At 46.4% G+C, this 2,928-nt stretch carries 2 protein-coding genes; both read left to right on the forward strand.

What is annotated here, in order from left to right:
- The first annotated feature begins 485 nt into the window (after positions 1-485).
- Positions 486-1,682 carry a HetZ-related protein gene (locus tag P5683_RS01650; protein ID WP_006624247.1) on the forward strand — a complete coding sequence of 399 codons (1,197 nt, stop codon included), beginning with the start codon at positions 486-488 and terminating at the stop codon, positions 1,680-1,682.
- A gap of 205 nt (positions 1,683-1,887) precedes the next feature.
- Positions 1,888-2,649 carry a PHP domain-containing protein gene (locus tag P5683_RS01655; RefSeq protein WP_006624246.1) on the forward strand — a complete coding sequence of 254 codons (762 nt, stop codon included), beginning with the start codon at positions 1,888-1,890 and terminating at the stop codon, positions 2,647-2,649.
- The last annotated feature ends 279 nt before the right edge of the window (positions 2,650-2,928 follow it).

Below are 2,928 nucleotides of genomic sequence, written 5' to 3' on the forward strand. Positions count from 1 at the left end.
CTGTAGTGGAACCCAACATCAGGGGGTTTTCTGTAACTGTAGTGGAACCCAACATCAGGGGGTTTTCTGTAACTGTAGTGGAACCCAACATATTTAATAGGTTGGGTGGATAGAGCGTGGAACCCAAGATCCATTTGAGAAGACTACAGAAGGAACCAGTTAGGTAACTGTCTACGAAATGGGGGTAGCCCTATAGGTTGAACGATGGGGGAAAAGGAGCGATCGCGCTGATGTCTAAATCCTTATCCAGAGGGAGTTTGAGCGAAATAGGTTCGAGAGTGATATTCACATAGTGGGTCAGTTCACCCTAGCAGTGATTGCAGTTACTTAAAAGAGTGGAACAGTTCAGACCCTGTTTGAATGTGGTTGCTCCTACTATTCAAATTGTAGAGAGTTGAATCAGGACAGGGAAACAAACAAGCCAGCCAAGACCTTGCACCTACGCCTCAACCTCTGCAACAGCCCACTTATACCAGGTAATTAAAATGTTTAATACTAATTCTACCAACGTCGTCGCCGCCCCTGAACTGTCAGATAACAGTGTTGAGACCTTACATACTCAAACGGTAGTTAACAGCCTCCTAGAGGAAATTCAGCAAGTTCTGAAACTGAAACCAGCCAGCAGCGAGTCAGTAATGATGCGAATTGCTATAGAAGTCGATCGCATTTGCAGCAAAAGCAAGCGGATTCAAGATTCCGGGGAAGTAGGAACCTGGCAACTGAACTTAGCCCGCCATCGCCTGCAAAAATGCTTACAATACTATCGTCTGGGTTCTCGCCAAGGTCGGGTTGAACTGCACTCAAATTTGGCGGCGATGGTGTACCGCCATGTGGCTCCTTTTAACTCTAATCTGCATTTCCAGGCTCGGTATAATTTGATTGAAGATTTCCTCCAAGGCTTCTATATTGAGTCTCTGCGGGCGTTTCGTCGTGAACATCAACTGGAAGCGGAATACACCCCCCAAACTCGGTTAGAACTCTCTGAATATATGGCTTTTACAGAACAATATGCCAAGCGTCAGATTGGTTTACCGGGTCGCAACCGCCAACGGTTAATCGTCCTGCGGGCTCAAGGTTTTGCTAAAGGTCAACCCCCAGAAATGTCTCTTGATATTGAATTGGCGGTTGAGGGGGGCAAAACTGAGGAAGCTGAGGCTCAAAGTCGCACCCACGCTATGCAGCAAATTCGCGATTTGATGGTGTCTGAGATGGTTGACCCGGCTGATGCTGTATTGCGCGATCGCGTGATTGCAGAACTGATACAATATTTGGAAGCTCAGGGTCAGAATGATTGTGTAGATTATCTGGTTCTGAAACTTCAGGATTGGCAAGCCGGCGATATTGATAAGGCCCTTAATCTCACCCCTCGTCAACGGGACTACTTACAACAACGGTTTAAGTACCATGTCGAAAAGTTTGCTCACTCTAATAACTGGAAACTGGTTCATGAGTGGTTGGGAGCGGACTTAGACCAAAAACTGGGGATGACTACTGAGCAATGGCGGGTGTTTCAAGATAATCTGTCTCTGGCGGAAAGGACTTTATTGCAACTCAAGCGGGATGGAGAAACTGATAAGGCGATCGCAGTCGCTCTCAAATGTACTCCCAAACAGGTACAGAAGCGTTGGTCTAAATTGCTTAATCAGGCGGCTAGTTATCGCAACAGTGAAGCATCAGCTTAGGGTGGGGAAAAATGGGCATCGGCAATTCCACCCGATCGCCCCATCCTTCCCTAAAATGGCAGTTAGTAAGTATATATAAGAATTAGTAAGTATATATAAGAATTTTAAATCTAAAATCGTCCTTAAATCAGCCGAAATCCCACATCAGGCCTGATAAATTCGATACAGTAGATGTAGGTAAAGGTTTATTAAGAAATCGACGGCTATGTCAGTCAATCTTGTCCCGGCTTCTGCATCCTTCTCCAGTTTATCGAAAACTTGGGAAAATGCTCAGAAGCAATATGTTGAGTCTACGGCTATGAGTCGGTCAGCACTTATTCAAGTCTTACAGGGAATTGATGCGGATAGCTGTCCCACATCCTACAATTTCCATGCTCATACCACGAAATCGGATGGACAGCTTGACCCGATCGCCCTAATTCAACAGGCGATCGCTATTGGACTCAAAGGACTTGCCATCACAGACCACCATACCACTGAGGGCTATCAAATCGCCCGGCATTGGTTAAATCACCGGAAAAGTCATGCTTGCAAACCAGACAACATCCCATCCCTGACCCTGTGGACGGGTGTTGAAATTAACGCCCACCTCCTGGAAACCGACGTGCATATTTTGGGCTATGCTTTTGACCCAGATGCTCCCAGTATCTATCCCTATTTACAGCATCATTCCGCCCCTCGTCAAAATTCCGGGGCTGGGGCTGTGATCGCCGCTATCCAAAATGCTGGCGGTCTAGCTGTTTTAGCTCACCCAGCACGCTATCGCCGCCCATCCGCAGAACTCATCCCCGAAGCCAGTCGCCTAGGAATTGATGGCGTTGAGGTTTTCTATGGCTATCGCCGGACTAACCCCTGGTATCCAACGCCGAAAATTACTGAAGAAATACAACAACTGGCTTGGGATTACAATTTACTGCCTACCTGTGGCACCGATACCCACGGCCTTAACCTATTAGTGCGACTTTAAATTTCCAACTCCCCCGCTCAAAAGAGACGGGGTGTATTTTTGGTCATTGAGCATAGTGCATCGCGATAATTCGATCATCTCTAATCTCAAACGGTGCCTGCCATACTAATCATCAGGAAAAAACTCAACAGCAGCACCAGGAGTAAAAATGTTTGGATTAGGGTTGATACTGATTCTTTATGCCAAACAGAGGTTTTCATAATCGGATTGACTGTTGTCAATTTGAACTGATACATTTACGCGACATTTTTCCGGTTGTTCCCGGACAATGCGACGATC

The sequence above is a fragment of the Limnospira sp. PMC 1279.21 genome (genome assembly GCF_032349615.1).
In the GTDB taxonomy this organism is placed as follows: Bacteria; Cyanobacteriota; Cyanobacteriia; order Cyanobacteriales; family Microcoleaceae; genus Limnospira; species Limnospira fusiformis.